At 71.1% G+C, this 24870-nt stretch carries 24 protein-coding genes; 18 read left to right on the top strand and 6 right to left on the bottom strand.

Annotation, left to right across the window (positions count from 1 at the left end; translation table 11 throughout):
• The first annotated feature begins 294 nt into the window (after positions 1 to 294).
• The 15 genes from leuA (at position 295) to ACZ4O3_RS21565 (ending at position 16562) form a co-directional block, all read left to right on the top strand.
• Complete coding sequence (leuA, locus tag ACZ4O3_RS21635) at positions 295 to 2025, top strand: 2-isopropylmalate synthase (protein WP_362720863.1); 1731 nt, start codon at positions 295 to 297, stop codon at positions 2023 to 2025.
• 185 nt (positions 2026 to 2210) lie between these two features.
• Complete coding sequence (locus tag ACZ4O3_RS21630; protein ID WP_467723639.1) at positions 2211 to 2906, top strand: TerB family tellurite resistance protein; 696 nt, start codon at positions 2211 to 2213, stop codon at positions 2904 to 2906.
• 121 nt (positions 2907 to 3027) lie between these two features.
• On the top strand, positions 3028 to 4209 hold the full coding sequence (locus ACZ4O3_RS21625) for a sialidase family protein (RefSeq protein ID WP_467723667.1): 1182 nt from the start codon (positions 3028 to 3030) through the stop codon (positions 4207 to 4209).
• Between the two features lie 100 nt (positions 4210 to 4309).
• Complete coding sequence (locus tag ACZ4O3_RS21620) at positions 4310 to 4843, top strand: SigE family RNA polymerase sigma factor (RefSeq protein WP_362731257.1); 534 nt, start codon at positions 4310 to 4312, stop codon at positions 4841 to 4843.
• Entirely contained in the window at positions 4840 to 5784 is a 945-nt protein-coding gene (locus tag ACZ4O3_RS21615) for a hypothetical protein (protein WP_467723638.1), read from the top strand. Before ACZ4O3_RS21620 ends, ACZ4O3_RS21615 begins: the two co-directional genes overlap by 4 nt.
• A gap of 238 nt (positions 5785 to 6022) precedes the next feature.
• Entirely contained in the window at positions 6023 to 7618 is a 1596-nt protein-coding gene (locus tag ACZ4O3_RS21610) for an ABC transporter substrate-binding protein (protein WP_362721871.1), read from the top strand.
• Between the two features lie 4 nt (positions 7619 to 7622).
• Complete coding sequence (locus tag ACZ4O3_RS21605; protein WP_362721873.1) at positions 7623 to 8582, top strand: ABC transporter permease; 960 nt, start codon at positions 7623 to 7625, stop codon at positions 8580 to 8582.
• A complete protein-coding gene (locus ACZ4O3_RS21600; protein WP_467723636.1) occupies positions 8579 to 10624 on the top strand; it encodes a dipeptide/oligopeptide/nickel ABC transporter permease/ATP-binding protein in 2046 nt (681 codons plus the stop codon). The genes ACZ4O3_RS21605 and ACZ4O3_RS21600 overlap by 4 nt, the downstream gene beginning before the upstream one ends.
• A complete protein-coding gene (locus tag ACZ4O3_RS21595) occupies positions 10621 to 11622 on the top strand; it encodes an oligopeptide/dipeptide ABC transporter ATP-binding protein (RefSeq protein WP_467723634.1) in 1002 nt (333 codons plus the stop codon). Before ACZ4O3_RS21600 ends, ACZ4O3_RS21595 begins: the two co-directional genes overlap by 4 nt.
• Entirely contained in the window at positions 11619 to 12545 is a 927-nt protein-coding gene (locus ACZ4O3_RS21590; RefSeq protein ID WP_384987865.1) for a dihydrodipicolinate synthase family protein, read from the top strand. The genes ACZ4O3_RS21595 and ACZ4O3_RS21590 overlap by 4 nt, the downstream gene beginning before the upstream one ends.
• A gap of 127 nt (positions 12546 to 12672) precedes the next feature.
• Positions 12673 to 12897: a hypothetical protein gene (locus ACZ4O3_RS21585; protein ID WP_467723668.1), complete on the top strand. Its 225-nt coding sequence runs from the start codon at positions 12673 to 12675 to the stop codon at positions 12895 to 12897.
• A gap of 49 nt (positions 12898 to 12946) precedes the next feature.
• Positions 12947 to 13696: a DNA repair protein RecO gene (gene recO / locus ACZ4O3_RS21580; protein WP_362716042.1), complete on the top strand. Its 750-nt coding sequence runs from the start codon at positions 12947 to 12949 to the stop codon at positions 13694 to 13696.
• 29 nt (positions 13697 to 13725) lie between these two features.
• Positions 13726 to 14565 (top strand): isoprenyl transferase, encoded by an 840-nt coding sequence (locus ACZ4O3_RS21575; RefSeq protein WP_362716045.1) that lies wholly within the window; start codon positions 13726 to 13728, stop codon positions 14563 to 14565.
• A gap of 84 nt (positions 14566 to 14649) precedes the next feature.
• Positions 14650 to 16002 carry a histidine-type phosphatase gene (locus ACZ4O3_RS21570; protein WP_467723632.1) on the top strand — a complete coding sequence of 451 codons (1353 nt, stop codon included), beginning with the start codon at positions 14650 to 14652 and terminating at the stop codon, positions 16000 to 16002.
• Positions 16003 to 16025: 23 nt separating this feature from the next.
• Entirely contained in the window at positions 16026 to 16562 is a 537-nt protein-coding gene (locus ACZ4O3_RS21565) for a YcxB family protein (protein WP_467723630.1), read from the top strand.
• A gap of 1 nt (position 16563) precedes the next feature.
• Here ACZ4O3_RS21565 and ACZ4O3_RS21560 read toward each other — a convergent pair whose 3' ends face one another.
• The 4 genes from ACZ4O3_RS21560 to ACZ4O3_RS21545 all read right to left on the bottom strand — a co-directional run bounded on the left by ACZ4O3_RS21560 (position 16564) and on the right by ACZ4O3_RS21545 (position 19684).
• Positions 16564 to 16986, bottom strand: a complete 423-nt coding sequence (locus ACZ4O3_RS21560) for a Fur family transcriptional regulator (protein ID WP_362716054.1) — start codon at positions 16984 to 16986, stop codon at positions 16564 to 16566.
• Positions 16987 to 17049: 63 nt separating this feature from the next.
• A complete protein-coding gene (locus ACZ4O3_RS21555; RefSeq protein WP_384987851.1) occupies positions 17050 to 17952 on the bottom strand; it encodes a metal ABC transporter permease in 903 nt (300 codons plus the stop codon).
• Complete coding sequence (locus tag ACZ4O3_RS21550) at positions 17952 to 18713, bottom strand: metal ABC transporter ATP-binding protein (RefSeq protein WP_467723628.1); 762 nt, start codon at positions 18711 to 18713, stop codon at positions 17952 to 17954. Before ACZ4O3_RS21550 ends, ACZ4O3_RS21555 begins: the two co-directional genes overlap by 1 nt.
• Positions 18714 to 18727: 14 nt before the next feature.
• Positions 18728 to 19684, bottom strand: a complete 957-nt coding sequence (locus ACZ4O3_RS21545; protein WP_467723626.1) for a metal ABC transporter substrate-binding protein — start codon at positions 19682 to 19684, stop codon at positions 18728 to 18730.
• 185 nt (positions 19685 to 19869) lie between these two features.
• Between ACZ4O3_RS21545 and ACZ4O3_RS21540 the strand changes: the two genes are divergently transcribed.
• Positions 19870 to 21252: a glycine--tRNA ligase gene (locus ACZ4O3_RS21540; protein WP_362716066.1), complete on the top strand. Its 1383-nt coding sequence runs from the start codon at positions 19870 to 19872 to the stop codon at positions 21250 to 21252.
• Between the two features lie 189 nt (positions 21253 to 21441).
• Here the strand turns inward: ACZ4O3_RS21540 and ACZ4O3_RS21535 are convergent, their stop codons facing one another.
• On the bottom strand, positions 21442 to 22494 hold the full coding sequence (locus tag ACZ4O3_RS21535) for a chitinase (RefSeq protein WP_467723624.1): 1053 nt from the start codon (positions 22492 to 22494) through the stop codon (positions 21442 to 21444).
• Positions 22495 to 22648: 154 nt separating this feature from the next.
• Here ACZ4O3_RS21535 and ACZ4O3_RS21530 point away from each other — a divergent pair, with 154 nt between their 5' ends.
• Together ACZ4O3_RS21530 and ACZ4O3_RS21525 are read left to right on the top strand one after the other, a co-directional pair.
• Positions 22649 to 23671 carry an aldo/keto reductase gene (locus ACZ4O3_RS21530; RefSeq protein ID WP_362716072.1) on the top strand — a complete coding sequence of 341 codons (1023 nt, stop codon included), beginning with the start codon at positions 22649 to 22651 and terminating at the stop codon, positions 23669 to 23671.
• 26 nt (positions 23672 to 23697) lie between these two features.
• Complete coding sequence (locus ACZ4O3_RS21525) at positions 23698 to 24294, top strand: TetR/AcrR family transcriptional regulator (RefSeq protein ID WP_467723621.1); 597 nt, start codon at positions 23698 to 23700, stop codon at positions 24292 to 24294.
• Here ACZ4O3_RS21525 and ACZ4O3_RS21520 read toward each other — a convergent pair.
• Positions 24281 to 24712, bottom strand: a complete 432-nt coding sequence (locus ACZ4O3_RS21520; RefSeq protein ID WP_362716078.1) for a hypothetical protein — start codon at positions 24710 to 24712, stop codon at positions 24281 to 24283. The genes ACZ4O3_RS21525 and ACZ4O3_RS21520 overlap by 14 nt on opposite strands.
• Positions 24713 to 24870 lie beyond the last annotated feature (158 nt).

Below are 24870 nucleotides of genomic sequence, written 5' to 3'. Positions count from 1 at the left end.
CTCGACTGTCACTACCCGCAACCATGATTGATGAAATACCGCGACAATTGATGACTCTGCGTGAGCGGGAGTGGTATGGCGCACGTTTTGTCCTTTTCGTCCCCCCGGTCCCGCATACTGATACGGCGCCCCGCGTCCGAAGGGGCTCGACTAGCATGCGGAGCATCATGCGTTTCGGGCTGCTTCTTCTTAGCTGCCGCGGCGAGGGCCTGTAGTCCAGGTCGACTCCCTCCCCGCGGAGCTTCGTGTTGCGTCGTCGGCCGTCCTTCCGGACATCCTGAGGAGCCCCGCATCATGGCGAACCGCCAGCAGCCCACCACCATGCCGGTGCACAAGTACGGCCGCTACGAGCAGGTCGACATCCCCGACCGCACCTGGCCCCAGCAGCGCATCACCACCGCCCCCCGCTGGCTCTCCACCGACCTGCGCGACGGCAACCAGGCCCTGATCGACCCGATGTCGCCCGAGCGCAAGCGCCGGATGTTCGACCAGCTGGTGAAGATGGGCTACAAGGAGATCGAGGTCGGTTTCCCGGCCTCAGGCCAGACCGACTTCGACTTCGTGCGCTCGATCATCGAGGAAGAGGGCGCGATCCCGGACGACGTCACGATCTCCGTACTGACCCAGGCCCGCGAGGACCTGATCGAGCGGACCGTGGAGTCACTGAAGGGCGCCCGGCGGGCCACCGTGCACCTGTACAACGCCACGGCTCCCGTCTTCCGCCGGGTGGTGTTCCGCGGCTCCAGGGACGACATCAAGCAGATCGCCGTCGACGGCACCCGCCTGGTGATGGAGTACGCGGAGAAACTGCTGGGCCCCGAGGCTGATGGGACGACGTTCGGCTACCAGTACAGCCCGGAGATCTTCACCGACACCGAGCTGGACTTCGCGCTGGAGGTCTGCGAGGCGGTGATGGACGTCTACCAGCCCGGTCCCGGCCGCGAGATCATCCTCAACCTGCCCGCGACCGTGGAGCGTTCGACGCCGTCCACGCACGCGGACCGCTTCGAGTGGATGCACCGCAACCTGTCCCGCCGCGAGCACGTCGTGCTCTCCGTCCACCCGCACAACGACCGCGGCACCGCCGTCGCCGCCGCCGAACTGGCGCTGATGGCCGGCGCCGACCGCGTCGAGGGCTGCCTGTTCGGGCAGGGCGAGCGCACCGGCAACGTCGACCTGGTCACCCTGGGGATGAACCTGTTCTCGCAGGGCGTCGACCCGCAGATCGACTTCTCCGACATCGACGAGATCCGTCGTACGTGGGAGTACTGCAACCAGATGGAGGTCCACCCGCGCCACCCCTACGTGGGCGACCTGGTCTACACGTCCTTCTCCGGCTCCCACCAGGACGCCATCAAGAAGGGCTTCGACGCCATGGAGGCCGACGCGGCCGCCAAGGGCGTCACCGTCGACGACATCGAGTGGGCCGTGCCGTACCTGCCGATCGACCCGAAGGACGTCGGCCGCTCCTACGAGGCGGTCATCCGGGTCAACTCGCAGTCCGGCAAGGGCGGTATCGCCTACGTCCTGAAGAACGACCACAAGCTGGACCTGCCCCGCCGGATGCAGATCGAGTTCTCCAGGCTCATCCAGGCGAAGACGGACGCCGAGGGCGGCGAGGTCACCGGTTCCGACATCTGGGCGGTCTTCCAGGACGAGTACCTGCCGAACCCGGAGAACCCCTGGGGCCGGGTCCAGGTGAAGGCGGGCCAGTCGACCACCGACACCGACGGGGTGGACACCCTCACCGTCGAAGCCACCGTCGACGGCGAGGACACCGTCCTGACCGGCTCCGGCAACGGCCCGATCTCCGCGTTCTTCGACGCGCTGCAGGGCCTGGGCATCGACGTACGGCTCCTGGACTACCAGGAGCACACGATGAGCGAGGGCGCCTCCGCACAGGCCGCCTCGTACATCGAGTGCGCGATCGGCGACAAGGTTCTGTGGGGAATCGGGATCGACGCGAACACGACGCGTGCATCGCTGAAGGCGGTCGTCTCCGCCGTCAACCGCGCGACGCGATAACCACTCTGACCGGCGGTTTACCGGCCCTGATCGCGCTGCACGGCGATCAGGGCCCCGTCGTATACCGGCCATCCGGCCGTGGAGGTCACGGAAAGGTCTCGTACGAGGTACTGACTCCACCTCACCGATGTGGCTAACATCACGCCAGCGGTGGCGATGTTGCCACGGCGTTAAGGAGGTGCGACGTGCTGCCAGTACGGGGACGAGACGGCCGAACCGCCAGGCCTGCCCGCATTCTGGGCACCCGCACCGCATGGACGCCCGTCGGCGACGGCGAGTTCTTCTGCCCCGGCTGCGGAGGCGACCGCAACTACCAGCGGCTCACCGGCCGTCGCCGCTTCACCCTGCTCGGCGTGCCGGTGCTGCCGCGCGGCACCACCGGGCCGGTCGTGGAGTGCGCCGCCTGCCGTCACCACTTCGGCACCGACGTCCTCGACCACCCCACCACCTCACGCTTCTCGGCGATGCTCCGCGACGCCGTGCACACCGTCGCCCTCGCCGTCCTCGCCGCGGGCGGCACCTGTGCCCGCACGTCCCTGGAGGCGGCCGCGGCAACGGTCCGCGCGGCCGGCTTCGAGGACGTCACCGAGGACGGCCTGAGCGCGCTCGTCGACGCCCTCGCCGCCGACACCGGCCGGGTCTTCGAGCAGCCCGGCGGGGCGAGCCTCGCGATAGAACTGCACGAGTCCCTCGACCCGCTGGCCCCGCACCTCGCCCCCGGCGGCCGCGAGTCCCTGCTCCTGCAGGCCGCCAGGATCGCGCTCGCCGACGGCCCGTACACCAACGCCGAACGCGAGGTCCTCGGCACGGTCGGTGCCGCCCTGACCATCTGCGCCGACGACGTGACCCGCCTGCTCGCCGCGGCCCGCACCCCCTCCTGAGCCGCCGGCCGGCCCGCCCCGCGAGCTGACGCAGTGCCAGAGCGCGGGACACGTTCGGCCGTTACGGGGATGCGGTGGAGGCAACGGGGAGAAACATGGAAGGGTGACCCATGTGTCTCCTGTGACCCGTGCGAGCCGGATCTCCCTCGCGGCCGCCCTGCTGCTCGGGGCGTTCGCCGTAGAACCCAGGGCCTGGGCGGCCACCTGCAAGTCCGCCGTACCGTACGTGTCCGGCGAGGGGGGGTACGCCCAGTACCGCATCCCGGCCGCCGTCCGCACCCGGCACGGCACCCTGCTGGCCTTCGCCGAGGGCCGGCACAGCACCACCGGCGACAGCGGTGACATCGACGTGGTGCTGCGACGCTCCTTTGACGGCGGCTGCAGCTGGGGCCCGCTGCGGGTGGTGGCCGACGGCAAGGGGGACACCCGGGGCAACCCGGCACCCGTGGTCGACCCGCGCAGCGGCGACATCGTCCTGGTGACCTCCTACAACGACGGCTCGGTGAGCGAGGCGCAGATCATGCGGGGCCAGGTCACCAAGAAGCAGAGCCGCCGGGTGTTCGTGCAGCGCAGCAAGAGCGACGGCCGGTCCTTCACCGCCCCGCGGGAGATCACGGCGCAGGTGAAACCCGCCGGCTGGCGCTGGTACACCACCGGTCCCGGCCATGCCGTCGCCATCACCGAGGGACCGCACCGCGGCCGTCTGGTCGTCGCCGCCGACCACTCCGGCGCGCCGCGCACCGGCTCCTCCGACACCGGCCGGGAGGCCAGGTACTACGGCGGTCACGCCATCTACAGCGACGACGGCGGCCGCAGCTGGCACCTCGGCTTCGTGGACGACTCCTACACCGGCCGCGACAACGCCAACGAGACGACCGCCGCCCAACTCCCCGGCGGCCGCCTCTACTTCAATGCCCGCGACCAGAACGGCAGCAGCCCCGGCAACCGCCTCGACGCATGGTCGAGCGACGGCGCGCAGACCCTGGACGCCCAATTCACCGTGCAGCCGACTCTGCGCCGGGTCCCGGTGGTCGAGGGCTCGGTCCTCCAGCTCCTGGGCGACGAGGCCCCGTTGCTCTTCTCGGCCCCCTCGGTCCCCACCGCCCGCCAGGCCATGGCCCTGTGGACCAGCACGGACGAGGGCATCAGCTTCGACAAGCTCCTCACCCTGTCAGACCGGAAGGCGGCCTACTCGGACCTGGTGCAGCTGGACAGGCGCACGGTGGGGGTGCTGTACGAGACGGGGACCCGGACCGCGTACGACACGATCGAGTTCCGGCGGGTCGCGGCACCCCGGGAGTGAACCGCGGTCGGACACCGGTCGTCGTCGGACACCGGCCGTTGCCGTGCTCCGGGCAACCGAATCGGCCCGGCCGGTGGTCTGGAGGGCGAGGGGGTGGCTGATGCAGGCCGAACTCGAGGCCCAGTTCCAGGAATTCGTCAGAGCGCGGTGGTCCCATCTGGTGCGGACCGCCTATCTGCTCACCGGCGACCCGCACCACGCGGAGGACCTCACGCAGACCGCGCTGGCGAAGGCGTACCGGTCGTGGCGCCGGGTCTCCGGCACCGACCGTCCGGAGGCGTACGTCCGCCGCATGCTGGTCAGCTGCAACAGCGACCGGTTCCGCAAACGGCGGGTCACGGAGTCGCTGACCGCCGCGCCGCCCGAGCGCGCGGGGCACGACGACGCGGTCTCCCGGGCCGACGAGCGCGGCACGCTGCTCGCCGCCCTGGCGGACCTGCCCCCCAGACAGCGCGCGGTGGTCGTGCTGCGGTACTGGGAGGACCTGTCCGAGGCGGAGGTCGCCGACGTGCTCGGCTGCTCCCCTGGCACGGTCAAGAGCCAGGCGTCCAAGGGCCTGGCGAAGTTGCGTACGTTTCCGGGGCTCGCGCAGGCCATGAGCCACGCGGGTTCCGGACAGGGAGGCACCAGGTGAGCGGCGAGAATCAGGGCACGCAGGACGGGCCGGACTTCGAGGACCGGGTCCGGACACTGCTGGCGGGGGACGCCTCGGCGCTCCGGCCGTCACCGGTGCCGTATCCGGAGATCCGGCGGCGGGGCGTGCTGGAGCGCAGGCGGCGGCGCCTCGGGGTGACCGGGGCGGCGCTGGCGGCGCTGGCGGCGGTGCCGGTGGGCGCCTACGCGATCGGCGGCGGCGGGGGCGGTGCGGTGAGCCCGGCGCATCCCGTGCCGTCCGTGCGGACCAGCGCGCGCCCGAGCCCGTCCGGGTCGGCGTCGGTACCCGTGCCGGGTCCCGCGCGGCCCGCCACCGCGGGGCAGCTCCTCGACGACATCACCTTCGACCGGGCGGCCGACGGGCTGGACCGGTGCATCGCCTACAACAAGGCGAATCACGTCGCCAAGGACCCTGCCTACCGCGACCTCGGCACGGCCGCCGACTACCGGATCGTCCTCGCGATGAAGGCCACCGGTGACGCCAACTCACCCGGCGACGGCTTCTCCGTGGTCGCCGTACGCGCGAAGCCGACACCGGCCCGGCTGATCTGCACGGTCAAGGACGGCGAGGCACAGGGGCTGAACACCAGCCTCGGCGACCCCTTCGGCGACTCCCTGACGGCCCTGGTCCCGGACATGAACGCCGGGGAGCTCCACCAGCAGTCCTACCTGGACAAGGGGCATTGGAAGCTGCCGTTCCGCTGGGGTGTCGTCGGCAGTTACCGCAGCTCGGTCAGCAAGGTGACCGTCTCCTACGGGGGCAGCACGCGCCAGGCCGTGCTGGACCACGGCTGGTTCGTCGCCACCGGCACCCTGCACCGGCAGGTCACCGAGGCGCCCCGGCTCAGGGGCTACGACGGCTCCGGCAAGCTCGTCTACGACTCCGACCAGGACGACTCCTACGAGAAGACACTGCCCTAGGCCCGCCCTGGGCCGTGTCCGCCGTGACCGACCCGGAGGCCGGCCGCCCCGGCCTCCGACGCCGTGCGGGAGATCGGGTGACCGGCGTTCCTTCCGGAGGTCTTGTCCCACACCATTGGTCCGACCTCTGATGGTTTACGCCATTCGTGTGCGGTGTCTTGACCGCCCCGAAACCCCCTCTTATGGTCGCGCTTACACATGACGTCCGACGTCTCCTTTCCCCCACGCTGGAGGCACCGTGCGCGACGAGCCGGCCCATGGCCGCAGGACGTTCCTGAAAGGCGCCGGGGCCCTGAGCGCGGCCGCCTCGCTGACGGCCTGCGGCCCGAAGTCCACGATCGACCTCGGCGGCAACGGCACCGACCGCACCCTCACCGCCGTCATCGGCTACGGCAACGACGGCAGCTGGGACCCGACCCAGACGGCGTCCGCGTTCGCGATGGCCGCCAACAACCACATCTACGAGGGCCTCGCCGACACCGACCCGATCACCCGCGCCCCCTATCCGGCGCTGGCGACCCGGCTGCCCGCGGACCCGTCCGCCACCACCTGGCGGTTCACCCTGCGCCCCGGCGCCACCTTCCACGACGGGAAACCGGTCACCGCCGACGACGTGGTCTTCGTCTTCGACCGGATCCTCGACCCGGGCACCCAGACCCTCGCCAAGGGCTTCTTCGCGAGCTGGCTGAAGGAGGTCCGGAAGATCGACACCCGGACCGTCGACCTGGTCCTCAGGTTCCCCTTCCCGGACGGGATCGCCCGCCTCACCCTCGCCAAGATCATGCCGAAGCACGTGTTCTCCCGGCCCGGCGCGTGGGACGACGCGGTCAAGGGACTGGCGGTGGGGACGGGACCGTACCGGCAGACCGGACACCACCCGAAGTCCAACACCACCTTCGCCGCCCACGACGGATACAACGGCCCCCGCGCCCCCGCCTTCCGGCGGATGAACTGGCTGACGATCGTCGACGCGGCCTCACGAGTGGCCCGGATCTCCGGGGCCGACGCCGGCGCGCAGATCTCCGACAACATCCCCTACGCCAACGTCACCCGCCTCGAACAGGGCGGACTGTCGGTCGGCGGCGGCGCCGGGATGAACAACCTGTTCCTGATGTTCAACACCCGGCACCGGCCCTTCGACGACGTCCGGGTCCGCCAGGCCCTGCACTACGCCATCGACACCGCGAAGATCGTCGAGGTCGCCCTCAAGGGCCACGGAAAACCGGCGACTTCGTTCCTGAACGAGACCAACCCGGCCTACCGCAGGGCGAAGACGGTCTACGCGTACGACCCCGACAGGGCCAAGACGCTCCTCAAGGACGCCGGCGTCAGCGGGCTCCGGGTCGACATCCTCGCCGTCAACGTGAGCTGGATCGTCGACTGCCTGCCCACCATCAAGTCGTCCTGGGACGCGATCGGCGTCGCCACGACCCTGTCCCCGCAGGAGACCACGGCCGTGTTCACCAAGATGGACCAGAAACAGGACTACCAGGTCGTCGCCGCCGTCTCCAACCCCAACCAGTTCGGCCTCGACGCCGACCTGGTCATGCACTACAACTACGGCCCCGAGAACCTGTGGATGGGCTACGCCCGCTGGTCCGGCGACGCCGTCGCCAAGCGCCTCTTCAAGGACATGGACGCGGCCACCCGCGAACCGGACCCGGACAGGAAGAGGACGATGATCCAGGACTACGTCGACATCGTCGCCGAACAGGCGGTCCTCTACCCGGTCGTCCACAACGAGCTGATCACCGCCTGGGACCCGCGCAGGCTCACCGGCATAAGGGCCCAGCCGTACCCCGGCATCAACGTCCTGACGGCCAAGTGGGCCTGACGGCATGAACGCCGTCCTGCGCATCCTGCTGCGCCGCGTCGTCCTGCTGGTGCCGCTGCTCCTCGGCATCTCCCTGTTCGTGTTCCTGGTGATGCGCTTCTCCGACGTCGACCCGGCGTCCGCGTTCTTCCAGGGCGCCAACCCCACCCCGCGCCAACTCCACGACTTCCGCGAACGCAACGGCCTCCTGGACCCCCTGCCCCTGCGCTACGTCCACTTCGTCGGCGGCCTGCTCCACGGCGACCTCGGCACCAGCGCCCTCACCCGCACCCCGGTCCTCGACCAGGTCGCCACCGCCCTGCCGCTCACCCTCCAGCTGACCTTCCTCGGCCTCGGCATCGCGGTCGTCCTGGCGCTGGCCGGCGGTGTCACGGCGGCCATCCACCGCGACCGCTGGCCGGACCAGGCCGTGCGGGTGCTCTCGCTCGTCGGCGTCGCCGCCCCCGCCTTCTGGCTGGCGCTGCTGATGATCCAGTACCTGGCGGTCGACCGGGGCTGGTTCCCCTCCGGCGGGTACATCAACCCGGAGGACTCCGTCACCGGCTGGCTGAAGACCATGGCCCTGCCCGCCCTCGCGCTCTCCCTCCCGGTCGCCGCCCAGCTCACCCGGATCGTCCGCACCTCGGTGGTCGAGGAACTCGACCGGGACTACGTGCGCACGGCGATCGGCAGCGGCCTGCCGCCCCATGTCGTGGTCGGCCGCAACGTCCTGCGCAACGCACTCGTCAACCCCCTGACCGTGCTCGGCCTGCGGGTCGGCTACCTCCTCGGCGGCGCCGTCGTCATCGAGACCATCTTCGCCCTGCCCGGCATGGGCAAGCTGATGATCGACGCCGTGCAGAACGGCGACCCGGCCGTCGTCCAGGGCGTGGTCCTCACCACGGCGACCGGCTTCGTCGTCGTCAACCTCGTCATCGACATCCTCTATCTGCTGGTCAACCCCCGTCTGAGGGAGGCGACATGACGACGTTCGACCGCCCGGCCCTCACCGCCGCCCTGGCCCGTCCCGGCGTACGGCTGCGCAGGCTGACCCCGCTGTCCGGGGTCGCCCTCGTCTTCCTGGCCGTGGTCGTCCTGGTGGCCGTGGCCGCGCCCCTCCTCGCCCCCGACGACCCCCTCGCCCAGCAGGCCCCCGCCGACGGCACCGGGCACCCCTCCGCCGGCCACTGGATGGGCCAGGACAGCCTCGGCCGGGACATCCTCAGCCGGCTGATGTACGGCGCCCGCTGGTCGCTGGCCATCGGCCTGGGCGCGACCGGCCTCGCCCTGGTCGCCGGCGCGCTGCTCGGCGCCCTCGCGGCCACCTCCCGCAAGGGCGTCGACGAGACGCTGATGCGCTGCCTGGACGTGGTGATGGCGTTCCCGGGCATCGCCCTGGCCGCCGTCCTGGTCGCCGTCTTCGGTGGCGGCATCACCGTCCTGATCTGTGCGATCGCCTTCCTCTTCACCCCGCCCGTGGCCCGCGTGGTCCGGGCGAACGTCCTCGACCAGTACGGCGAGGACTACGTCACCGCGGAACGCGTGATCGGCGCCCGCACCCCGCACATCGTGCTCCGCCACGTGGCCGTCAACTGCGCCGCCCCCGTCCTGGTGTTCTGCACGGTCCAGGTCGCCGAGGCCATCGTCTTCGAGGCGTCCCTGTCCTTCATCGGCGCGGGCGTACGGCCCCCGGACCCGTCCTGGGGCAGCGTCATCGCGGACGGCCGGAACATGGTGCTGACGGGCGGCTGGTGGGCGACGCTCTTCCCCGGCCTGCTGATCCTGCTCACCGTCCTGTGCCTGAACATCCTCTCCGAGGGCGTCTCGGACGCGTGGGCGTCACCGGCGCCGCGGGAGGTGGAGCCGACGGGGGCCGGCCCGGTCGAGCCGGTCGAGCGGGACGAGGTCCTGGAACTGCCCGGCCTGACGGAGGCGGGGGAGCGGCTCCGCGCCCGCGCCCGGCCCCCCGCTCCGGGCGGCCGGCCGGTACTGGCCGTGGAGAGGCTTGCCATCGGCTTCCCCGACCGCCACCGGGGCGTGGACGTCGTCGACGCCGTCAGCTTCGAGGTGCGTCCCGGTGAGGTGCTGGGACTGGTGGGGGAGTCGGGCTGCGGAAAGTCCCTGACGGCACTCACGATCATGGGTCTGCAGCCGAGGACGGCCAGGGTGACGGGGCGGATCGATTTTCGTCCCGGTGAGGGGACGAGCCACGAAGGGACGCGGGGCCGTACCCCATATGCGGCTACCGCCGCGCGGGCGCGATCGACCCCCACCGGCCCGCGGCCGCCCGTGGACCTGACCACCCCCCACCGCCGCCTCCTCGGCCACGAACTCGCGATGGTCTACCAGGACGCCCTGTCCTCCCTGAACCCCTCCATGACGGTCAATGCCCAGCTCGCGCAACTCACCCGGCGCGGCGGCCACCGGCCCCCGGCCGAGCTCCTCACCCTCGTCGGCCTCGACCCCACCCGCACGCTCCCGGCCTACCCCCACGAACTCTCCGGCGGCCAGCGCCAGCGCGTCCTGATCGCCATGGCCCTCTCCCGCGACCCCCGCCTGATCATCGCCGACGAACCGACCACCGCCCTCGACGTCACCGTCCAGGCCCAGGTGATGGAACTCCTCCTGCGCCTTCGCGAGGAGCTCGGCTTCGCGCTGATCCTCGTCTCCCACGACCTCGCCCTGGTCGCGGACGTCACCGACCGGGTGGTGGTGATGTACGGCGGCCAGATCGTCGAGACCGGCGTCACCGCGGAACTGGTCGCCGCCCCCACCCACCACTACACCCGCGGCCTGCTCGGCAGCGTGCTGTCGCTGGAGTCCGGGGCCGAGCGGCTCACCCAGATCAGGGGCGTGGTGCCGTCCCCCGCCGACTTCCCGGCGGGCTGCCGCTTCAGCGACCGCTGCCCGGCGGCGAGCGAGATCTGCCGTACGACACCACCGGCCCTCGTCGGCGGCCCCGTCCACACCGCGGCCTGCCACCACCCGGCCGTCGACCTGGCGGCGAACACGGAGGCGGTGACATGAGCGCGGTGCAGCTGTCCGGCGTCCACGTGGTCCACCGGGCCCGCGGCGCAGGCCTGTTCGGCCGGGACCGGGTGTACGCGCTGACCGGTGCCGACCTCACCGTGGCACCCGGCGAGACGGTCGGGGTGGTCGGCGAGTCGGGGTGCGGGAAGTCGACGCTGGCGAAGGTGCTGGTGGGCGTCGAGCGGCCGACCGCGGGCACGGTCACCTTCCACGGCCGGGACCTGTGGTCGATGACACCGGGCGAACGGCGGTCGGCCGTCGGCGCGAGCACCGGCATGGTCTTCCAGGACCCGTCGACGGCCCTCAACCGCAGGCTGCCGGTCCGCCGTATTCTCCGCGACCCGCTGGACGTCCATGAACGCGGCACGAAGGGCGAACGGGAGGACCGGGTACGGGAGCTGATGGGCCTGGTCGGTCTTCCCCGGGCCCTCGCCGAGGCGCTGCCCGGCCAGCTCTCCGGCGGCCAGCGCCAGCGGGTGGCGATCGCACGGGCGCTGGCGCTCGACCCCGACCTGGTGGTGGCGGACGAACCGACCAGCGCGCTGGACGTCTCGGTCCGCGCCCAGATCCTCAACCTCCTCCTGGACCTGCGCGAGCGGCTCGGTCTCGCCCTGGTCTTCGTCTCCCACGACATCCAGACGGTACGGCGGATGAGCGACCGGGTGATCACCATGTACCTGGGCCGGATCGTCGAGGAGACACCGGCCGCCGAGGTCACCGGCCACGCCCGGCACCCGTACACCAGGGCCCTGTTCTCGGCCGCCCCCGGCCTGCTCAGCCCGATCGACCCCATCCCGCTCACCGGTCCGGTCCCCTCGGCGACCCGGCCGCCGTCCGGGTGCCCGTTCCGCACCCGCTGCTGGCGGGCGGACGACGCGTGTGCCGTCCGCATGCCTGACTTCACGGCCGCGTCACGCCCCGGTCACCGCTACCGCTGTCACCATCCGTTGGAGGAGGACCAGCCGAGCCACAGCCCGCCCAGGGAGACCAGATGACGCTTCCCACCCCGCTGACCGGTGTCGTACCGCCCGTCTGCACGCCCCTGACACCGGACCGCGAGGTCGACGTCCCCTCGCTGCGCAGGCTCGTCGACCACCTGGTGACGGGCGGGGTGAGCGGCCTGTTCGTCCTCGGCTCGACCTCGGAGGCCGCCTACCTCACCGACCGCCGGCGCAGGCTGGTCACGGAGACGGTGGTGTCCCACGCGGCCGGCCGGCTCCCGGTGCTGGCCGGGGTGATCGACATGACGACACCCCGGGTCCTGGACCACGTCGCGTCCGTCACCGCCGCCGGCGCGGACGCGGTCGTCGTCACCGCCCCCTTCTACACCCGCACCCACCCCGCCGAGATCGCCCGTCACTTCCGCCTGGTCGCCGACCGGTCGCCGGTCCCGGTGATCGCCTACGACATCCCGGCGGCCGTCCACAGCAAGCTGCCCGCGGACCTGGTCCTGGAGCTGGCCGCAGACGGGGTGCTGGCCGGTCTGAAGGACTCCAGCGGCGACCTGGCCGGCTTCCGCGAGGTGGTCACCGGCAGCCGGGGCCTGCCCGGCTTCAGCGCGCTGACCGGCTCCGAGCTGACCGTCGACTCGGCCCTCGCGATGGGCGCCGACGGGGCGGTGCCGGGTCTCGCCAACGTCGACCCGGACGGCTACGTCCGGCTCCACCGGCTGTGCCGGGCCGGCGACTGGGAACGGGCGCGGGCCGAACAGGAGCGGCTGTGCGGACTGTTCGGGATGGTCCGGGCCGGCGACACCCGCCGGATGGGCGGCAGCTCGGCGGCGCTGGGCGCGTTCAAGGCGGCGCTGCATCTGCGCGGGGTCATCGCCTCCCCGGTCACGGCGGAGCCGCAGGTGCCGCTGTCGGAGGCGGAGACCGAGTGCGTGGGCAAGCACCTCGCGGCGGCGGGACTGATGTGACCCGGCGGCGGCCCGCAAGCGCGGATCCGGGCGGTCGTCCGGGACAGACTCCGGCCGAGTCTAGGCACGCAGCGCCACCTCGGTGATGCGAAGCGTGAAACTCGCGGGGGCGGGGGAGCCAGGTGACGTGAACGCGAAGAACCTGCCCGTCGGCTCCTGCGCCGTCGACACCCGTAGCGGACGGCTGGGCATCGTCATGGGGTACGAAGGCCCCTACGTGCAGCTGAGGCCGTACGGGGGAGGGCGGGAGTGGGACGCCCACCCCGACGCCGTGCGGACCGCCACCCAGGCCGAACGGCTCAGGGCGGCCACCGCCCACGCCGACGCCCGCAGCCGCGGCGAGGTGCCTTGAAGGTCCCGGTCCGGGCCGGCCCGCCGGCCCGGCAGGGCAGAATGGGCCCATGAGCCTGTTCCGCGACGACGGCATCGTGCTGCGCACCCAGAAGCTGGGTGAGGCGGATCGCGTCATCACCTTGCTCACCCGCGGTCACGGCCGGGTGCGGGCCGTCGCTCGTGGGGTACGGCGGACCAAGTCGAAGTTCGGGGCGCGGCTGGAGCCGTTCTCCCATGTCGACGTGCAGTTCTTCGCGCGCGGGAGCGAGCTGATCGGGCGCGGGCTGCCGCTGTGCACCCAGAGCGAGACCATCGCGCCGTACGGCGGCGGCATCGTCACCGACTACGCCCGGTACACCGCCGGGACCGCCATGCTGGAGACCGCCGAGCGGTTCACGGACCACGAGGGCGAACCGGCCGTACAGCAGTACCTGCTGCTGGTGGGGGCGCTCAGGACGCTCGCCCGCGGCGAGCACGCACCCCACCTCGTCCTCGACGCCTTCCTGCTGCGCTCCCTCGCCGTCAACGGCTACGCGCCCAGCTTCGACTCCTGCGCCAAGTGCGGGATGCCCGGTCCGAACCGATTCTTCTCGGTCGCCTCCGGCGGCAGCGTCTGCGTCGACTGCCGGGTGCCCGGCAGCGTCGTACCCTCGCCGCAGACCCTGGTTCTCCTCGGCGCGCTGCTTACGGGAGACTGGGAGACCGCGGACGCCGCCGAGGGGCGGCACGTCCGGGAGGGCGGCGGGCTGGTGTCCGCCTATCTGCACTGGCACCTGGAGCGGGGGCTGCGCTCGCTCAGGTACGTAGAGAAAAGCTAGCGAAGAGCTCAGAGGGAGACGAGAAGCACATGGTCGTACGCGGGATCCTGGGGGGCCGGCGCCGCGAGTACAGGACACCGGAGCCGCACCCGTCCGGTGCCAGGCCGCCGAAGCTCCCGGGCGAGCTGGTCCCGAACCATGTGGCCATCGTCATGGACGGCAACGGCCGCTGGGCGAAGGAGCGCGGGCTGCCGCGCACCGAGGGGCACAAGGTCGGCGCCGAGCGCGTCCTCGACGTGCTCCAGGGCTCCATCGAGATCGGCGTCCGGAACATCTCCCTCTACGCCTTCTCCACCGAGAACTGGAAGCGTTCGCCCGAAGAGGTCCGCTTCCTGATGAACTTCAACCGCGACTTCATCCGCAAGACCCGCGACCAGCTCGACGACCTCGGCATCCGGGTGCGCTGGGCGGGCCGGATGCCCCGGCTGTGGAAGTCGGTGGCCAAGGAGCTCCAGGTCGCCCAGGAGCAGACCAAGGGCAACGACCTGCTCACCCTGTACTTCTGCATGAACTACGGCGGCCGCGCCGAGATCGCCGACGCGGTGCAGGCGATCGCCGAGGAGGTCAAGGCCGGCCGGCTCGACCCGTCGAAGGTCTCCGAGAAGACCATCCAGAAGCACATGTACTACGGGGACATGCCGGACGTGGACATGTTCCTGCGCCCCAGTGGCGAGCAGCGCACCTCCAACTTCCTTCTCTGGCAGAGCGCTTATGCCGAGATGGTCTACCAGGACGTCCTGTGGCCGGACTTCGACCGCCGTGACCTGTGGCGCGCGTGCCTCGAATACGCCTCCCGGGACCGCCGGTTCGGCGGCGCCATCCCCAACGAGGAGCTGCTGGCCATGGAGGGCGACCAGCCCGGCGACTGACGGTCACCCGCCGTTCACGAGGACCGTCGAGGATGCGGGAGTTCATTCCGTGCCACCCGGTCTCCCGTCTCTGGAACGGTCCTCATGAAGCGTGTCATCCCTGTTCTCGCCCTGGGCGCCGTGCTGCTGGCGGCGCTGCCCGCGCACGCCACGGACAACGGGCCGGCCCGCCGTGACGGTTACGGCACCAAGGCGGTGTACTCACCCGGCCAGAACCCGCGTACCTACCAGCAGGCGCCCGCCGGGTACACCGCCGTGTTCACCGAGAACGTCTCCCGGCACGGGTCCCGCTCCGCCACCGACGGCGAGGACGGCGACACGGTCCTCGCGCTCTGGAACCAGGCCGCGGCCGACAACGAACTCACCCCGCTGGGCAGGAGGTTCGGCCCGGACGTGCGGGCCCTGGAAGCGGCCATGAGCACCCTCGGGTACGGCAACCTCAGCGGTCGCGGCAAGGACGAACTCCGCGCCACCGCCGTCCGCCTGGAGAAGCGCCTGCCGGGCCTGTTCTCCTCGATCGCCAAGAACGGCGAGAAGATCGACGTCGTCAGCTCGGGCCAGGGCCGCGCGGTCGACAGCGGTACGGTCTTCACCGCCGCCCTCACCGACGCCGACCCGGCGCTGAAGGCCTCGCTCGGCACCGCCCGGACCGACAAGGACCTGCTCTACTTCCACAAGTCCGCCGGCGGCGCCCAGTACCAGAAGTGGCTGGCGGGCGACGAGCGGCTGGCCTCGACCCTGGAGTCGGTCACCTACCGGCCCGCCACGCACCGGGCGGCGGCCCGGGTCCTCGGCCGGATCTTCGAGCCGGCGTTCGTGCGGCGCGTGGTCGACGGCGAGTTCTCCGCCACCGCCTCCGACGTCACCGCCGCCCGGGCCGTGTACAACCTCTACGCCATCGCACCCGCGATGAGCGAGGAGAGCCCGAACGGCGGGGGCTGGGAATTCGACCGCTACCTCGCGCCGCGCGACGCGGCCTGGTTCGGCTACCTGAGCGATGCCGAGGACTTCTACGAGAAGGGCCCGAGCTTCGCGGACAGCGACATCACCTACAAGATGGCGGCCCCCCTCCTGGACGACCTCTTCCGGCAGGTCGAGGCCAGGCGGGACGGCACCAGCACGCTGGGCGCCGAACTCCGCTTCACCCACGCCGAGGAGATCATCCCGCTGGCGGCGCTGATGGGGCTGCCGGGCAGCGAGAAGCCCGCGAAGCCGGGCCGGACCTACAGCTACGCGAACAACCCCTGGCGCGGCGCCGAGGTCGCCTCGCTGGCCTCCAACATCCAGTGGGACGTCTTCCGCAGGGGCGACGACTACCTGGTGCGGATGCTCTGCAACGAGAAGGAGGTCGCCTTCAAGGCCGGCTGCAGGCCGGTCTCGAAGGGCAGCAGGTTCTACGACCTGGACGAGCTGGAGAAGTGCTTCGACCGGAGCTGACCCGCGCCGCTACGATCCGCCCCATGGTCATGGACATGGGGCGGGACGCCGGGCAGGGCGCGGTCGAGCTGAACTACCGGCCGGTCGCGGGGGACTTCACGGACGCGCTGCGGGAACGGGAACGGCTGAGACGGCGCAGATGGCTGCGGTACTGGGCCGTCGGACTGGTGGGGTTCGCCGCCGTGCTGAACGCCGCGCTCGCGGTGGCGGGGTCGGCGGAGCCCGACTGGTTCCTGCTGACCGTCCTGCCCCTCGGGCTGGCCCTGGTGGTCTTCACCCCCTGGCTCCAGGCCCGCGCCTTCCTCAGGCTCGCCGCCCGTCAGGGCGCGTACCGGGCGACCGTGGCGGACACCGGAGTGACGGTGGCCAACGACCACAGCACGACATCGGTCACCTGGGCGGCACAGCCCCGCTACCGGGAGACGAAGGACGTCTTCGTCACCTACAGCGACGACAAGAACGCCTCGTGCTTCACCGTGCTGCCCAAGCGCGGCCTCCTGGATCCCGCCGACGCCGCCCGGCTGCGCGCGATCCTCGACCGGCACCTGGCGCGCGGGTAGCTCAGCAGCTCCCCACGGTCCCGGCGCAGTCCGCGCAGGTCCCGAAGATCTCGACGGTGTGGGCGACGTTGACGTAGCCGTGCTCGGCGGCGATCGCCTCCGCCCACTTCTCGACGGCGGGGCCCTCCACCTCCACGGCCTTGCCGCACACGCGGCAGACCAGGTGGTGGTGGTGTTCGCCGGTGGAGCAGCGGCGGTAGACGGACTCGCCGTCCGACGTGCGCAGGACGTCCACCTCGCCGGCGTCGGCGAGGTTCTGGAGGGTGCGGTACACCGTGGTGAGGCCCACCGAGTCGCCCTTGTGCTTGAGCATGTCGTGCAGATCCTGCGCACTGCGGAACTCGTCGACCTCGTCCAGGGCCGCCGCCACGGCTGCCCGCTGACGGGTCGAGCGGCCCTTCACGGGCGGTCCAGCGGTCGTCACCGGTTGCCTCCTCACATCACTGCTTCTGCCGGGCGCCATTGTGCCAGCCCGGAGTGTCCGCGGTCAGGCGCCGACCTCGTCGGTGGCCTGCCGCCCGGCCGGAATCGCGCACTCCGCCGGATCCCCGGCGGGCCGCCGCGCGGCCGCCGCACGGGCGCGCCGCCGGGCCAGCGGTGCGGCCAGCAGACTCAGCACGACGAACGCGGCGATCGTCAGCAGCACGATCGTCGCCCCCGGCGGAACGTACTGGTAGTACGACGTGATCGTGCCCCCGATCGTCACCGTCACACCGATCGCGACGGCGATCGCGAAGGTGGCCGCGAAGCTGCGGCTCAGCTGCTGGGCCGCGGCCACCGGGACCACCATCAGCGCCGACACCAGCAGCAGGCCCACCACGCGCATCGCGACCGTCACGGTGACCGCCGCCGTGATCGCCGTCAGCAGGTTCAGCGCCCGCACCGGCAGGCCCGTCACCCGAGCGAACTCCTCGTCCTGGCTCACCGCGAACAGCTGCCGGCGCAGCCCGAGGGTGACCAGCAGGACGAACGCGGCGAGCACGCAGATCGCGGTCACGTCCGACTCCGACACCGTCGACAGCGAGCCGAAGAGGTACGACATCAGGTTGGCGTTGGAGCCGCCCGGCGCGAGGTTGATCAGCATCACCCCGCCGGCCATACCGCCGTAGAAGAGCATCGCGAGGGCGATGTCGCCGCGGGTCCTGCCGTACCAGCGGATCAGCTCCATCAGGATCGCGCCGAGGACGGAGACCGCGGTGGCCATCCACACCGGCGAGGTGGAGAGCAGGAAGCCGAGGCCGACGCCGGTCATGGCGACGTGGCCGATGCCGTCGCCCATCAGGGCCTGGCGGCGCTGGACCAGGTAGATGCCGACGGCGGGCGCGGTGATGCCGACCAGGACGGCGGCGAGCAGGGCCCGCTGCATGAAGGCGTAGTTCAGGAAGTCCATCAGCTCAGCAGTCCCGTGCGGATCGGCGCGTGCTCGTGGGGGTGGACGTGGTCGTGGCCGGGGAGGGCGTGCTGGCCCACGGCCCGCGGGGGTGGGCCGTCGTACAGGACGCAGCCGTCGCGCAGCACGACCGCGCGGTCGATCAGCGGCTCCAGCGGGCCCAGTTCGTGCAGGACCAGCAGGACCGTGGTGCCCTGCCCGACCTGTTCGCGCAGCGTCCGGGCGAGGATCTCCTGGCTGGCCAGGTCCACGCCCGCCATCGGCTCGTCCATGATCAGGACCTCGGGCCGGGCGACCAGGGCGCGGGCGATCAGCACCCGCTGGTGCTGGCCGCCGGAGAGGGCCTCGACGTTGTCCTTGGCCCGGTCCGCCATCCCGACCAGGCCGAGCGCGTCCCGTACGGCCTGGTGGTCGGCCTTGCGGAAGAGGCCGAAGCGGGTGCGGGAGAGGAGACCGGCGGAGACGACCTCGGTGACGGTGGCGGGGACTCCGCCCGCGGCGGTGGTGCGCTGCGGGACGTAGCCGACCCGGGACCAGTCCCGGAAGGCGTGGCGCGCGGTGCCGAACAGGGTGATCTCGCCGCCGGTGGCCGGTACCTGGCCGATGATCGTGCGGATCGCGGTCGACTTGCCGGAGCCGTTCGCGCCGAGCAGTGCGACGACCTCGCCGCGGTGCACGGTCAGGTCGATGCCGCGCAGCACGGGGCGCGAGCCGAGCTCGGCAGTGACCCCCCGCAGGGATATGACGGGTTCGCCGGTCATCTTCTTCTCTCCGTTCACTTGGCGTCCAGTGCCGTCCGGAGGGCCTTGAGGTTGGCTTCCTGGACCGCGAAGTAGTCCTTGCCGCGGGACTTGCCGGTGATCCCCTCGATCGGGTCGAGGACGTCCGTCCTCAGTCCGGCGTCGGCGGCGATGGTCTTGGCCGTCCTGTCGCTGACGAGCGTCTCGTAGAACACGGTGGAGACGCCGTCGGCCCTGGCCATGGTCTCCAGGTCCCTCACGCGGGCCGCGCTCGGCTCCGACTCCGGGTCGAGGCCGTTGATGGCCTCCTCGGTCAGGCCGTAGCGCTCGGCGAGGTAGCCGAAGGCGGCGTGGGTGGTGATGAAGACCTTGGTCCGCGTGTCCGCCAGACCGTCCTTGAACCGGGTGTTGAGGTCGTCCAGCTTCTTGACCAGCGCCGCGGTGTTCTTCCGGTAGTCGGCCGCGTGGTCCGGGTCGGCCTTCTCGAAGGCCTTGCCGACCCCCTCGGCGACCTGGGCGTAGCGCACCGGGTCCAGCCAGATGTGCGGGTCGAGGCCGGAGAGTTCCTCGTTGTTGGAGGCGTCGTGCGAGGCCGCGTGGCCGCCGACCTCGTTGCCGTGCTGCTCCAGCGTGGTCAGGGAGGTCGCGTCGATCTTGGTCCGCACCGAGGACTGGGCGACGGCGTCGTCGACGGAGGGCTGGAGGTTCTTCAGGTAGAGGACGGCGTCGGACTTCTCGATCCCGATGATCTGCTTGGGGCTGATCTCCAGGTCGTGCGGCTCCTGGCCGGGCGATGTGAGACTGGTGACGTGGACGTGGTTCCCGCCGATCCGGTCGGCGAGGAAGGCCATCGGATAGAACGACGCGACGACGTCGAACTTGCCCGTCCGGGCCGCCGTGGCGTCACCTCCGCAGGCGGTGAGGGTCGCTATGCCGAGTGCGGTGACGGTGGCCGCGGCGGCCGTGGGTATGAGGCGACGCTGTACGTTCATGAGAGTCATTTTTAACAAAAATGGAAACCGTTGTCAACAACCATCGGTGAGACCTCGGTGAGCCCTGGGCGGTCCGTCTGCCGCGGGGGACCGATTTGGTCGAGGGGGAGCCCCCGCCGGTAACCTGAGGCATTCGCTCTGAAGCATCTCGCTTCGTCGCCCGTCGTCGTAATGAAGAGAGCACCGTGGCCGCCGACAAGATCGACACCATCGTCAGCCTGAGCAAGCGCCGTGGCTTCGTATTCCCGTGCAGTGAGATCTACGGCGGACAGCGCGCCGCCTGGGACTACGGGCCGCTCGGTGTCGAGCTCAAGGAGAACCTGAAGCGCCAGTGGTGGCGTTACATGGTGACGGCGCGCGAGGACGTGGTCGGTCTCGACTCGTCCGTCATCCTGGCCCCGGAGGTCTGGGTGGCCTCCGGTCACGTCGCCACCTTCACGGACCCGCTGACCGAGTGCACCGCGTGTCACAAGCGGTTCCGCGCGGACCACCTGGAGGAGCACTACGAGGCCAAGCACGGCCGCCTCCCGGAGAACGGCCTGGCGGACGTGAACTGCCCGAACTGCGGCAACAAGGGCCAGTTCACCGAGCCCAAGCAGTTCTCGGGCCTGCTCTCCACCCACCTCGGCCCGACCCAGGACAGCGGCTCGGTCGCCTACCTGCGCCCGGAGACCGCGCAGGGCATCTTCACCAACTTCGCCCAGGTGCAGGTCGCCTCGCGCCGCAAGCCGCCGTTCGGCATCGCGCAGATGGGCAAGTCCTTCCGCAACGAGATCACGCCCGGCAACTTCATCTTCCGCACCCGCGAGTTCGAGCAGATGGAGATGGAGTTCTTCGTCAAGCCGGGCGAGGACGAGAAGTGGCAGGAGTACTGGATGGAGCAGCGCTGGAACTGGTACACCGGCCTCGGCCTGCGCGAGGAGAACATGCGGTGGTACGAGCACCCGAAGGAGAAGCTCTCCCACTACTCCAAGCGCACCGCCGACATCGAGTACCGCTTCCAGTTCGGCGGCAACGAGTGGGGTGAGCTGGAGGGTGTCGCCAACCGCACCGACTACGACCTGAACGCCCACTCCAAGGCCTCCGGCCAGGACCTCTCCTACTTCGACCAGGAGGCCGGGGAGCGCTGGACGCCGTACGTCATCGAGCCGGCGGCCGGTGTCGGCCGCGCGATGCTGGCGTTCCTCCTGGACGCCTACGTCGAGGACGAGGCGCCGAACGCCAAGGGCAAGCTGGAGAAGCGCACGGTGCTGCGTCTCGACCACCGCCTCGCGCCGGTCAAGGTGGCGGTCCTGCCGCTGTCCCGCAACCCCGAGCTGTCCCCGAAGGCCAAGGGTCTCGCCGCCGCCCTGCGGCAGAACTGGAACATCGAGTTCGACGACGCCGGTGCCATCGGCCGCCGCTACCGCCGGCAGGACGAGATCGGTACGCCGTACTGCGTGACCGTCGACTTCGACACGCTGGAGGACAACGCGGTCACGGTCCGCGAGCGTGACTCGATGAAGCAGGAGCGGATCTCCCTGGACCAGATCGAGGGCTACCTCGCCGGGCGTCTGGTGGGCTGCTAGCCCCCACGGCTCTTCCGTCCTGTCCGCCCACCCTCCACCCGACTCGGTCGGCTGGAGGGTGGGCGTCTTCGGCCGGGGGCGGCGCGGCGGTGCGTCATGAGGGTCAGGGGTGCGACCGGTCTCAGGAGCGCGGGGAACTGCGCATCGCCCCCACCGGCCTGCGCGGACCCACCGGCCGGTCCGGTGCGGTCAGCGGTGCTGCAACGACTTCACGTTGTCGCCGAACGTCCAGTTCTTCGAGCCGTCCCAGTTGACCGACCAGGTCATCAGGCCCTTGAGGGACGTGCCGTAGTGGTTCCAGGCCTGGCCGACCAGGCTCGGTGACATGTAGCCGCCGCCCGCTCCCGGCTGCGCGGGCAGCCCCGGGACCTGCTTGTCGTACGGCACCTTGATCGTCGTACCCTGCACGACCAGGCCCTTGTCGAGGCAGTCGGTCTGGGCGGTGAAGCCGGCCACCGTGCCAGCCGCGTAGGAATCGCCGGAGCAGCCGTACATGCTGCCGTTGTAGTACTGCATGTTGAGCCACCACAGCCGGCCGTTGTCGGCGTACTTCTTGACGATCGGCAGGTAGGCGCCCCAGATCGAGCCGTAGGTGATGCTGCCGCCGGTCACGTACGCCGTCTCCGGGGCCATCGTCAGCCCGAAGCCCGCCGGCATCCGGGCGAGGACCCCGTCGATGATGCGGACCAGGTTGGCCTGCGACGTGGAGAGCTGGCCGATCGACCCGCTGCCCACCAGGCCGGTCTCGATGTCGATGTCGATGCCGTCGAAGTTGTACTTCTTCAGGATCGGGACGATCGTCGCGACGAACCGGTCGGCCACGGCGGACGAGCTGAGGTCGATGCCGGCCGCCGCGCCGCCGATCGACAGCAGGACGGTCTGGCCGGCCGCCTTCGCCGCGCACATCTCCGCGGGCGTCGCCACCTTCACGCCCGCGTCCATGCCGTCCTCCCACAGGGCTGTTCCGTCGGAACGGATCACCGGGAAGGCCGCGTCGAGGACGTTGTAGCCGTGCGCGGCGATCCGCGAGTCGGTGATCGGGGTCCAGCCGAACGGCGGGTGGACGCCGTTGGCGGAGCCGTCCCAGTTCTCCCAGTAGCCCTGCAGGACCTTTCCGGCCGGCCTCGGCTTCAGCGCGCAGGTGTCGGCGGCGGAGGCGGAGGCGGGTGCGGCGGCGGGGAGCTGGGTGAGCGCGGCGGTCGCCAGGGCGGCGGCGAGCAGGCTGAGGGCGCGGCGGAGCATACGGATCCTCCCGGTGGGGGTGCGGCGAGGTGTCGTAGGCATGACAGTGCTCGTGGTCCAGACCTCTCGTCAATAGGTCTGGACCAGAAAGGCGGGTCCTGTGTATGGAATGACAGATATTGAAATCTGTCAGCTGTCATGCCAAGGTGGAGGCATGACGATGCACACCCACCCTCTCGGAACCACCGGCCCCCGCGTCTCCGCCCTCGGCCTCGGCTGCATGGGCATGTCCGCCCTCTACGGCGAGGCCGACCGCGCCGAGTCCATCGCCACGGTCCACGCCGCCCTCGACGCCGGCGTGACGCTCCTGGACACCGGCGACTTCTACGCCATGGGCCACAACGAGATGCTGATCGGCGAGGCCCTGCGCACCGCCCCCGCCGCCCTCCGTGACAAGGCCCTGACCAGCGTCAAGTTCGGCGCCCTGCGGGGCCCGGACGGCAGCTGGCTCGGTTACGACGGCCGCCCGGCCGCGGTGAAGAACTTCGCCGCCTACTCCCTCCAGCGCCTCGGCGTCGACCACATCGACGTCTACCGGATCGCCCGCGTCGACCCGGACGTACCGATCGAGGAGACGGTCGGCGCGATCGCCGAACTGGTCGAGCAGGGATACGTCCGGCACATCGGCCTCAGCGAGGCCTCCGCGGCCGACATCCGCCGGGCCGCCGCCACCGCGCCCATCTCCGACCTGCAGATCGAGTACGCGATCATCACCCGCGACATCGAGCGGGAGATCCTGCCCACCACCCGTGAGCTGGGCATCGGCATCACCGCGTACGGAGTGCTGTCCCGGGGCCTGATCTCCGGCCACTTCACCGCCGACCGGCAGCTGGGCGCCGGCGACTTCCGCGCCCACTCGCCCCGCTTCCAGGGCGACAACCTCCGGCACAACCTCGACCTCGTCGAGGCGCTGCGCAAGATCGCCGACGAGAAGGGCGTGACCGTCGCGCAGATCGCGATCGCGTGGGTCCTCTCGCGAGGCGCGCAGCACGGCGACGACATCGTGCCGCTCGTCGGCGCCCGCACCCGCGAGCGGCTCGCCGAGTCGCTGGGCGCGCTGGACGTCACGCTGGAGGCGGCCGACCTGGCGGCGATCGAGGAGGCCGTACCGGCGGACGCGGCGGCCGGCACCCGCTACCCGGCCGCGCAGATGATCCATCTCGGCACCGAGCACTGATCCCGGTGCCAGGTACCGTCTAGGCCATGGCAGCGACGTCCCCGACCCCGGCCCTGACCGCCGAGCGCATCCTCGAAGCGACCGAGGAGGTGCTGCGCCGGCACGGCCCGGCCAAGGCCACCGTGGTGGACGTGGCCCGTGCGCTGGGCGTCAGCCACGGCAGCGTCTACCGGCACTTCCGGACGAAGGCGGCGCTGCGGGAGGCGGTGACGAAGAGGTGGCTGGACCGCACCTCCGAGCGGCTGTCCGGCATCGCGGCCGCGGACCGGGACCCCGAGGCCCGGCTGCGCGACTGGCTGTGGGCGCTCTTCGACGCCAAGCGCCGCAAGGCGGGCGACGACCCGGAGCTGTTCGCCACCTACATGGTGCTGGTCGACGAGAACGGCCCGGCGGTCACCGAGCACATCGACGACCTGACCGGACAGCTCGCCCGGATCCTCCGGGACGGGGCCGGCACGGGAGCCTTCGCCGTGTCCGACCCCGCCGCGGCGGCCCGGGTCGTCTTCCAGGCCACCGGCCGCTTCCACGACCCGGGCTACGCGCGCGAGTGGATGCGGCCGGAGGCCGAGGCGGACTTCGCCTCGTTGGCGGACCTGTTGCTGCGCGGCCTCAGTTCACCTTGACGGTGACCGTGGGGGAGTGGGTCTTGCCGGCCGCGAGCCGCAGATGTTCGGTGCCCTTGGTGTTGATCTTCGCGGTCAGTGCGTAGGCGCTGCCGTTCTTGACCTTGACGCTCGCCTTGAGCGGGACCCACTTGCCGTGGTTCTGGTGCTGGAGCACCAGCGGCGTGCCGATCTTCAGGCCCTGGGTGCGACCCGTGAAGGTCACCTTGTCACCGGCCTTGACCGAGGCCTTGTCCGCCTTGATCGCGATCGAGCCCATGGCGGACCTGGACGGGCTCGGCTTCGGCTTGGCGCTGCTGGGTGCGGGGCTCGGCTTGGCCTCCGCGGCGAACGCGCCCGCGGAACCGGCCGACAGCAGGGCCAGGGAGAGGGCGCCGGCGGCGAGGGCCCGGGAGACCGGGCGGTGGATGCGGTGCATGGCAGAGCTCCTGTCGACGAGGACGGGGGACTCGTCCAGGCTTGGCCGGGCCGCGCGCGGCGGCGACCCGGGAGCTTCCGGAACCGGTGGGGACCTCCTCATGGCCCGGTAAAGTCCGCAGGTCGCGGCGTACGCGCTGACCTTGCGACTTTCCCCCG

It is taken from the genome of Streptomyces sp. NPDC026515, from assembly GCF_055567595.1.
Note: the sequence above shows the minus strand (reverse complement) of the source record. Positions and strands in the feature narration are given on the sequence as shown.

What these genes read in the sequence shown, in the direction of transcription:
- ACZ4O3_RS21550 (WP_467723628.1), bottom strand. Translation starts at nt 18,713, where the DNA reads ATGACCGGCGAACCCGTCATATCCCTGCGGGGGGTCACTGCCGAGCTC.
- ACZ4O3_RS21530 (WP_362716072.1), top strand. Translation starts at nt 22,649, where the DNA reads ATGACGATGCACACCCACCCTCTCGGAACCACCGGCCCCCGCGTCTCC.
- ACZ4O3_RS21555 (WP_384987851.1), bottom strand. Translation starts at nt 17,952, where the DNA reads ATGGACTTCCTGAACTACGCCTTCATGCAGCGGGCCCTGCTCGCCGCC.
- ACZ4O3_RS21525 (WP_467723621.1), top strand. Translation starts at nt 23,698, where the DNA reads ATGGCAGCGACGTCCCCGACCCCGGCCCTGACCGCCGAGCGCATCCTC.
- ACZ4O3_RS21590 (WP_384987865.1), top strand. Translation starts at nt 11,619, where the DNA reads ATGACGCTTCCCACCCCGCTGACCGGTGTCGTACCGCCCGTCTGCACG.
- ACZ4O3_RS21535 (WP_467723624.1), bottom strand. Translation starts at nt 22,494, where the DNA reads ATGCTCCGCCGCGCCCTCAGCCTGCTCGCCGCCGCCCTGGCGACCGCC.
- recO (WP_362716042.1), top strand. Translation starts at nt 12,947, where the DNA reads ATGAGCCTGTTCCGCGACGACGGCATCGTGCTGCGCACCCAGAAGCTG.
- ACZ4O3_RS21570 (WP_467723632.1), top strand. Translation starts at nt 14,650, where the DNA reads ATGAAGCGTGTCATCCCTGTTCTCGCCCTGGGCGCCGTGCTGCTGGCG.
- ACZ4O3_RS21595 (WP_467723634.1), top strand. Translation starts at nt 10,621, where the DNA reads ATGAGCGCGGTGCAGCTGTCCGGCGTCCACGTGGTCCACCGGGCCCGC.
- leuA (WP_362720863.1), top strand. Translation starts at nt 295, where the DNA reads ATGGCGAACCGCCAGCAGCCCACCACCATGCCGGTGCACAAGTACGGC.
- ACZ4O3_RS21620 (WP_362731257.1), top strand. Translation starts at nt 4,310, where the DNA reads ATGCAGGCCGAACTCGAGGCCCAGTTCCAGGAATTCGTCAGAGCGCGG.
- ACZ4O3_RS21600 (WP_467723636.1), top strand. Translation starts at nt 8,579, where the DNA reads ATGACGACGTTCGACCGCCCGGCCCTCACCGCCGCCCTGGCCCGTCCC.
- ACZ4O3_RS21520 (WP_362716078.1), bottom strand. Translation starts at nt 24,712, where the DNA reads ATGCACCGCATCCACCGCCCGGTCTCCCGGGCCCTCGCCGCCGGCGCC.
- ACZ4O3_RS21545 (WP_467723626.1), bottom strand. Translation starts at nt 19,684, where the DNA reads ATGAACGTACAGCGTCGCCTCATACCCACGGCCGCCGCGGCCACCGTC.
- ACZ4O3_RS21565 (WP_467723630.1), top strand. Translation starts at nt 16,026, where the DNA reads ATGGTCATGGACATGGGGCGGGACGCCGGGCAGGGCGCGGTCGAGCTG.
- ACZ4O3_RS21605 (WP_362721873.1), top strand. Translation starts at nt 7,623, where the DNA reads ATGAACGCCGTCCTGCGCATCCTGCTGCGCCGCGTCGTCCTGCTGGTG.
- ACZ4O3_RS21575 (WP_362716045.1), top strand. Translation starts at nt 13,726, where the DNA reads ATGGTCGTACGCGGGATCCTGGGGGGCCGGCGCCGCGAGTACAGGACA.